Source organism: Olsenella sp. SW781 (genome assembly GCF_012027725.1).
GTDB lineage: Bacteria > Actinomycetota > Coriobacteriia > Coriobacteriales > Atopobiaceae > Thermophilibacter.
In genome coordinates this window covers 1-6,880 of the sequence record NZ_SJOU01000027.1, presented here as the reverse complement: position 1 = coordinate 6,880, position 6,880 = coordinate 1, and the positions used below count along the sequence as shown (strand labels likewise).

The following is a 6,880-nucleotide window of genomic DNA, read 5'->3' as shown; positions in this document are numbered from 1 at the left end:
CCTTCAGAATCTCCTTTTTAAGGTCCCTGCTCGGCGTCTCGAAGAACCCCGAGCCCCACCAACTCTCAGCATGCAACTCGGCAATGTCTTTTCCCAACTGCCAGTAGAACAGCAAAATCTCACGGTTTACCGAATCTGCCGCCTTGATCTAACTGCATATTTACATCATTAGCAAAGCCGCTAAGTCAGAGACAACGCTCAAGATGATTGATTAACGTCGTGTTCTACACCACGTCAGTTGTTTTCTAAACGCCATCTATACCCCAGCATATACTGCCGCATGATATAGTCTAATCCAGCAAGCTGGTTTCTGAATATCTGATATGACAGACAAAAAGCCGGCACTACACCTCGTGCCTTCTCTTCATGGAATTAAGCAGTCCTACGCCGACCTCTAGCGTCCAAATAATGGAGTCAAAAGAGTATTTATCGATATCTCCGTGTGCAGCGCTGTTAAGTGGTGGTATCAAGTCTCGAAGGAGCGCATATTCGTCTGAATTAATCAGTTTGTCATTGAGCAGGATACTGGCAAGTTTGCCCAATCCACACCTGTAAAACTGAACATTGTTCTTTTCGGCAATTGCTCGTAACGTTTTTTCAAGCTCTATGCGCAGTGAAACTAAGGCAAGCTTTGGATCGCCCCGGACAATATCATCCAATGATCCATCAATCCTCTGCGCAGTTAGATTATCAACTTCGACTGCCTCAAGATTTAGATTTTGTATATTTTCCTGCATTTTTACCTGTGTTTCCCTGTCAATTAACTCAACTTTTCCGATACCGCTAATCTCCAAAGTCTTTATATAGGGAATTAACCACGGCATAAGAGCAAATATAATTAGGATGATGAAAGTACTGTCAATGCTGGCCTTAGGGAAAACTACATGAAGAATCGCTAGGGTGACAAATAGAGCAGTAATAATAATGCTTAGAGCAACCTTCGACTTCTTCATATTAATCATGAAAACCCCGATTCATGTCACATTTTCAGTCTCTGAATAGAGTATCAAAATTATGGGCCTTGAGAGGGTAATCGACTATGGGGGTGACAGGACCTCGAAGTCACGCTCGGGATGCCGTTAAGCGTGAGCGCAGATGACGCTCTAGTCCCATACATACAAATCGCACTGCTCTTTTGGATTACCAGGCAGCTCTTGTCGAAGCTGCCCTTGAAGTGCGCCTTCTTCCCCGCGAGGGCACATCGGATAGCTCAGAGTTATAAGCCGTAAGTGTGAGGTTGCCCAGCGTGTTGATGAGCTCTTCGTAGACGCGCTCGCAGTCATCCCCAAGCATCTCGCGCCACTCCGCACTAGCAAGCGCATTCAGCGGCTTCGCGTGCCAGCTGTTCTCGAGCGTAGTAAGCAGGTAGAAGCCGCGCTTGAACGCATAGCAGTCGCGCGTCCTGAGCGCCCGCTCGAACTCCGCGTCGCTCGGCATGCGTCGAGCCGTCCCCTCCTCTCCCAGGAGAATCGCCTCATAGGCCTCGCGGATGTTGCCGCCGTCGTCCCGCACCGCATTCAGCCGCGCGATTACGGACGAGAAGAACTTGTTCAGGCTGTTCGTCGCAACGTCACACACAGAGCGACGGAAGAGGTAGCTCTCCGTGGCCCTCAGCATGGAGGCAAAGTCGCCATGCGAGAGGGCATCGCCAACATAGTCCTCGAAGAAGGACATGAGCAGCGGGTTCACGACGGAGACGTCGAGAGCGTGGATGCGAGCGAGAAGAACGCGGAGCTCCTTGTCCTCACAGGCTCCGGCCGTGATGCATACGCGGTGTCCTGTATTGCGACAGCACAGTATCAGCTTAACCCCAGCACGATTCTCCTTCGGCACATGCTCTCGATCTCCGCCTTCACGACGGCGACGTCCTGCTCCAGGGCGTAGGTGCGCTCGATGAGGCAGTTGTGCCCCTCGACCTGACGTGTCAGGCTGTCGATCTTGACCTCCATGACCGCGCGGCTGCGCGAGTTGGACACGAGCACCCCCGCGAGGGTGAGCACCCCCGCAACGAGCGCTGCGATCACCGACTCCATGCGCGTCTCCTCCCCGGACGGGAACGCCCCGCCCTCTGGGGGAGTTTCGACGATGGTCACAAACGGGCATGTCTAGCTGCAGATAAGTTGCGAAGTGTCGCCTTCCGTCGCTTCACAAAAGAGTTCACGAAGAGGATAAGAACCGGGTTCGAATAGTTTGTAAAAGATCTTCTTGACTTGCACCAGTGCAACTTTCGTACAATCCAGACTGAGAGGAGGAGACATGAAGTACGGGCCGAAATGGATAGAGGAAAACCTCGGAATCAAGAGATCGACCCTTAGGGTCTACGAAAGGAAGGGCTTGCTTCCGCATAGACGTGAAACCTGGCGTGAGTACACGAAGGAAGAAGTCGAATACATCTGGATGCTCAAAGTTCTAACGGGTGTCGGTTTCTCTCACAAGGAGCTGCGCGAGGCTATCGAGGGCGGCGAACTTGACATCCGCAAGGGGCTGACGGAGCGCCTCTCTGTACTCGAGGCCCAACGCAACGAGATTGAGAGGAACATCCGCTACCTGAAGGAGATAAAGCAGGCGGGAAGAATACCGACCTGGCCGAAACGAGGTCTAGAGAAATACGACGACTTTCAGGAGAGCGCAAAGCGCGCCATCGTGTCCGACGATGCTGACTCCGCCGCTGAGGAGCTCGCCGCCGTGCTTATGGAGCTCCTAGTGGGCGAGCCGAAAGAGAATGCGTTCCTTGAGTTCATGCGCACGATAATGTCTGGCGATCTTGGCTTTCTTGAAAGTGAGGAAGATCTAAAGGCATCGATTGCGATGAACGCTCTACTGCAGATCATTGCTTCGAAAAGAAGCCTTGACCCGCACGACCCCTATGTTCAGGCACTGGTTAGAGCGCTGTATGAGGCCGAAGAGGAGTTGGCGGCGGCACAAGGCCATGAGCTGACACTCCCAATATTCGCGCGCCACAACATGGCGTCGTTAACCAGTTTTGGTGACAGCGCCGTAATTTCGAGAGCACGGCTTAGCGAGGAAGGCTGCGAGTATGCAGCGAAAGCGATAGCCATATTCGCTGGATATGAAGAGCTGGATGACGTCAATGCTGAAGGAGGGCTTGACCTTCCAAATGAATAAAAGCAGCAGGAAGACAGGAGGAAGAATGCAAGAGTGGCCCTATGCAGAACTAACAAGTATGGCAAAGCAAATGGGTGGCCCCCAGAAAATGATAGAGACCATCACATCGAATGCCCGAACGGAGGGAAGGATGGATATGATTCCCTGGCTGGGCGCCGCCGCACTAATCGGAGCCGGAGCAAAATGGGGATACGACAAGGTAAAGGGATATATCAACAATAGAAAGAAAGCCAAAGAGGAGGCAGAAAGGGCACAGGAAGTGCTCGTCAAAATCATAGCGGAAGAAACTCTTGGGGACAGTCAGGCAGGAGAAGCAACTGCCTAGCAATAAGACAAGGCAGCGAGGGGGAAGCATGAACGAGAGATTTCCAGACGTAGATTGGTATTGCGACAGATGCGGCGCGTATCTAAACGTACAGCCGGGATTCGATGACCATAAGTACGTATGGGAGTGCACCGAGTGTGGACACAAGAACAGCATTTCCTCGGCGAACATCTACGAGTCGCATGAGGAGTACTGGGGAAATCGGGACGAACGGTAGCCTGTCAAGCTCGCCCCTTGCGTCGACCGCACGATAGGCTCATCCCCAACTGTTCCGGCGGCTTGCCACCCCTCCGGCTCGTGCGCGCCTGCGCCGCACGAGCCGGAGGGGTGGTTTCTTGGGGCCCCGCGGTGAGGCCCCGGCGCTGCCCACACCGCCGATTTTAATGTACTGATAGCCCGCACGCCGGCTCGCGTAGGTTGTTCCCACCCCGCCTCAGGCGCGGCCACCCCCGTTAGCACGAGCCCGTCGACACTTCCATCTTGCCAATCGCGTTCATCGTGACGCGAGGCGAAGTGCGCGTGTCCTTGTTCACAACATCCGAAAAGCCCTCCTCGGCGAACGTCGCCTCTGCGAGCAGCTTGATGCCGCGGTCGTAGTTGAACGTCTTGGTCTCGAACTCGTAGGTGATCGACCCGGTCTCGTAGCCCACGTTGCGGGTGTAGTCGCCGAGCCCCGTCACCCCGATCTTCGGGACCATTATCTCCTTGGCATTGCGCCCCGCGCGCGCCATGCGGCGCGGCGAGTTCAGGCACGTCGAGCACGCCGCACGCTTGTAGACTTCGTCCAGGACGGCCGTGTAGTTCTTGGTGTACGCGATGCTGTTTGCCATCTGCTACTCCTCGCTCTCGGGAAGGCCGGCGATCTTCCACCAGCGGCTCATCTACGTGGACTCGTCGGCCCCTGCGGCCCCGGCGCGCGGGAGGCCCGCCGCACCCGTAGGCGCAGGCGCGGAAGAGGCCGAGAAGAGCCAGGGCTCCGCGGCCCTGAGATTGTCGATGTCGTTGTCGTGGTCGGCGAGAAGGGATCGCGCCGCCTTGACGTTGCGCGCACCCGCGAGCTGCAGCTCGAAGCCGACGCGCTCCTCGTCGCCCCTGCGGCGCAGCTCGTCCATCTCCCTGCGGAGCGCCTCGGCGCTCTCGGCCGTCTTGGCCGCCTCCGCGATCTCGCCCTCGAGCTCGGCGATGCGCGCGTCGCGCTCGGCGAGCGCCGCCTCGCAATCCTTGCGCACCTGGGTGACGCCGTCATCGACCTTGATGCCCACGGCGGTGCCATCGTCGCCGCTCACCTGCGCCGGAGCGCCCTGCGGCCCCTGCACCGCAGCCTGCCCCTCGAGCCTCGCCTCGTCCTGCAAGCCATCCATCTGCCCGTCCTTTCCGTAAGGCGGGCAAAGCGCCCGCAAACTTATCGCTGCGGGCATTGTCTAGGGATGTCACAAAAGAGGACTTTCAATAGACGGATGTGGGAGAATAAACAAAGCGCATATTCTGCGCATATGTCTAATGAGAAGGTAAGGGATGCTGTCGTGAGTGAGGGCAGGCTGAGAGAGAATACGTTTAAGAGGTGCGATCTCCACGTACATTCAAGCTCGTGTTACAGCAGGCCTTATTCTGAAACAGACTTCTGCAAAGCCATCTTGGACAGCGACTTAGACGTGGTTGCCATAACAGACCACAACAGCGTTGATGTAGGTTTACTCGACTGTCTTTCAAAGGCAATGCTCGCAAAATGCAAGACGTTACTTGCAGGGGTAGAGCTTAATTTGAAACTCAAACCCGAGACAATAAAGAGGCATCATCTCGTAATCAGCAGCAAGGGTGAAGATGACTATTTTCATGCTCTGATTTGGACTTCGTTATCTGACGCAAAAGAGCTGTCGCATTGTATTGATGAGCTGATTCTTGAGGCGAAGATTGTAGATGCGAGCACAGTGCAGCAGGTTGAGTCGGGGAAGATAACGCGCAGAGACTACTCATCGCTGACCAGAGGTAAGGCCATATACCTCGAGGATATGCAAGAGAAGCTGTCACACATATCGCACTTCTTTGTGCCTCACGAGTACAAGGGCAGTAGGAATCTGTCCGATTACCTTCCGCCATGCGATGCGAACGGACATTTTATACACGAGAATGATGAATACAAGGATCGACTCTTCTACTACAGCCACGGTATGGCGGTTGAGGGAGGGCAAAAAAGCCGCGACCGCATCTCTTTGGCGATGGAGAATAACCTAGCGACGACGCTCTCCGCCCTTTTTTTCAGCGACGCAAAGAAGCTGGAGGATATCGGAAAGCGGTTCTCATGGATTGATTTCGACGGCGACCTCGACTCTCTTCTGCTGGCAACAAGCGATCCGAAAAGCAGAATAAGAATCTCGAAAGATTGCCCCGAGCTTCCCCAGCACAACACTAGAAACTTCTTGGAATCCCTGACATTCGAAGTTTGGGATAAAGATGGCAATGCACACAAAAGAGAGCTCCGCTTTGCACCGGGCTTCAACGGGATAGTGGGATCGCGAGGCAGTGGTAAGAGCATGCTGGCGCACATTCTCGCAAATAAAGAACTGGGGTCGTATGGATCGCTTATAAATGCAGACAGCATCAGGTATACGAAGATTGGAGGAACACCTTCATCGGACCCTCCCACTTGTCTCTATCTCGGGCAAGGAGAACTCGCCGGCCTGTTCAGAAAAGAGTCGTACGACTCGATACCGTCGCTTAGGCAGATAATTGGTCCAGAAAGAGAGCACGCCGAGAAAAGCTCCGCGGAAGCAATCAGCGAACTCAAGAAGATAATCGATTTGCAGGCTCAGCTCCTCAAGGCGTTCACGGGGCGTTATTCTTCCGGGTCTGTTTCGATTGATTATCTGGACAATGCAGAGCCCTCCGGCATCACCATCGAAACACCTTCTTCTGTCCCCAGAAGCGACAAGATAAAACTCGATAGGCTGCGGGAGTGTCTCTCGGAAACGGATACAAGGCTTGAGGAGGCCAAGGAGAGTCTATCGAATGCTCCCACTAACCCTTCATTCGATGAAAACAAGGCTCTTTTCAAAGCGGTTAGCTGTGAAGTGGAGCAGATTAAAAGCGACCTGAACGCCGCAAGTAATCGCTTGAAAAGGCTTTCAGAACTTCTTGATTGTGATTACTCAAGCTGGTTTGACGTCCGCGATACCTTGATGAGGGAATTCTCACTTCTGGCGGCAGAGCTGAACGAGTCCGACAACTCAAATGAGCGTGTGGACTACATAGGGCGAGAAGAGAGGGCGATCGTCTTCTTCAAAGACCTTATGCGCCTAAGGCTTGCACTTAGAGACCTGAACTGTATGGCGGATTTCTGGCACAAAAAGGCCCTATCCCCAATTGAACCCATCAGCTTGGAAGCGGATGGGAGTGTTATCCGCGTATTTCTCGGATACCGTGACGAAAAAT

At 54.1% G+C, this 6,880-nt stretch carries 9 protein-coding genes; 3 read left to right on the top strand and 6 right to left on the bottom strand.

Going from position 1 to position 6,880, the window contains the following annotated elements:
* The 4 genes from E0L17_RS10785 to E0L17_RS10770 form a co-directional block, all read right to left on the bottom strand.
* Positions 1-148 (bottom strand): DUF1016 N-terminal domain-containing protein (locus E0L17_RS10785; RefSeq protein WP_167931229.1); only part of this gene is annotated, 148 nt, incomplete at its 3' end.
* A gap of 196 nt (positions 149-344) precedes the next feature.
* Complete coding sequence (locus E0L17_RS10780; protein WP_167931228.1) at positions 345-953, bottom strand: hypothetical protein; 609 nt, start codon at positions 951-953, stop codon at positions 345-347.
* Between the two features lie 187 nt (positions 954-1,140).
* Positions 1,141-1,689, bottom strand: coding sequence for an HNH endonuclease family protein (locus tag E0L17_RS10775; RefSeq protein WP_167931227.1), 549 nt, complete (start codon positions 1,687-1,689; stop codon positions 1,141-1,143).
* Between the two features lie 110 nt (positions 1,690-1,799).
* The gene (locus E0L17_RS10770) at positions 1,800-2,033 is read right to left on the bottom strand and encodes a hypothetical protein (protein WP_167931226.1); all 234 of its coding nucleotides are present in this window, start codon (positions 2,031-2,033) and stop codon (positions 1,800-1,802) included.
* Between the two features lie 223 nt (positions 2,034-2,256).
* Here E0L17_RS10770 and E0L17_RS10765 point away from each other — a divergent pair, with 223 nt between their 5' ends.
* Entirely contained in the window at positions 2,257-3,126 is an 870-nt protein-coding gene (locus tag E0L17_RS10765) for a MerR family transcriptional regulator (protein WP_167931225.1), read from the top strand.
* Positions 3,092-3,451, top strand: coding sequence for a hypothetical protein (locus E0L17_RS10760; RefSeq protein ID WP_167931224.1), 360 nt, complete (start codon positions 3,092-3,094; stop codon positions 3,449-3,451). The genes E0L17_RS10765 and E0L17_RS10760 overlap by 35 nt, the downstream gene beginning before the upstream one ends.
* A 452-nt stretch (positions 3,452-3,903) precedes the next feature.
* Here the strand turns inward: E0L17_RS10760 and E0L17_RS10750 are convergent, their stop codons facing one another.
* Entirely contained in the window at positions 3,904-4,281 is a 378-nt protein-coding gene (locus E0L17_RS10750; protein WP_286163466.1) for a hypothetical protein, read from the bottom strand.
* A gap of 51 nt (positions 4,282-4,332) precedes the next feature.
* The gene (locus E0L17_RS10745; RefSeq protein WP_167931222.1) at positions 4,333-4,812 is read right to left on the bottom strand and encodes a nucleotide exchange factor GrpE; all 480 of its coding nucleotides are present in this window, start codon (positions 4,810-4,812) and stop codon (positions 4,333-4,335) included.
* Positions 4,813-4,944: 132 nt separating this feature from the next.
* Here E0L17_RS10745 and E0L17_RS10740 point away from each other — a divergent pair.
* Positions 4,945-6,880: PHP domain-containing protein (locus tag E0L17_RS10740; protein WP_167931221.1), on the top strand; the 1,936-nt coding region annotated here is incomplete at its 3' end.

Excerpts from the sequence above, each read along its gene's own strand:
- E0L17_RS10780 (WP_167931228.1), bottom strand. The coding sequence starts at position 953 with ATGAAGAAGTCGAAGGTTGCTCTAAGCATTATTATTACTGCTCTATTT.
- E0L17_RS10770 (WP_167931226.1), bottom strand. The coding sequence starts at position 2,033 with ATGGAGTCGGTGATCGCAGCGCTCGTTGCGGGGGTGCTCACCCTCGCG.
- E0L17_RS10765 (WP_167931225.1), top strand. The coding sequence starts at position 2,257 with ATGAAGTACGGGCCGAAATGGATAGAGGAAAACCTCGGAATCAAGAGA.
- E0L17_RS10760 (WP_167931224.1), top strand. The coding sequence starts at position 3,092 with ATGCTGAAGGAGGGCTTGACCTTCCAAATGAATAAAAGCAGCAGGAAG.
- E0L17_RS10750 (WP_286163466.1), bottom strand. The coding sequence starts at position 4,281 with ATGGCAAACAGCATCGCGTACACCAAGAACTACACGGCCGTCCTGGAC.
- E0L17_RS10745 (WP_167931222.1), bottom strand. The coding sequence starts at position 4,812 with ATGGATGGCTTGCAGGACGAGGCGAGGCTCGAGGGGCAGGCTGCGGTG.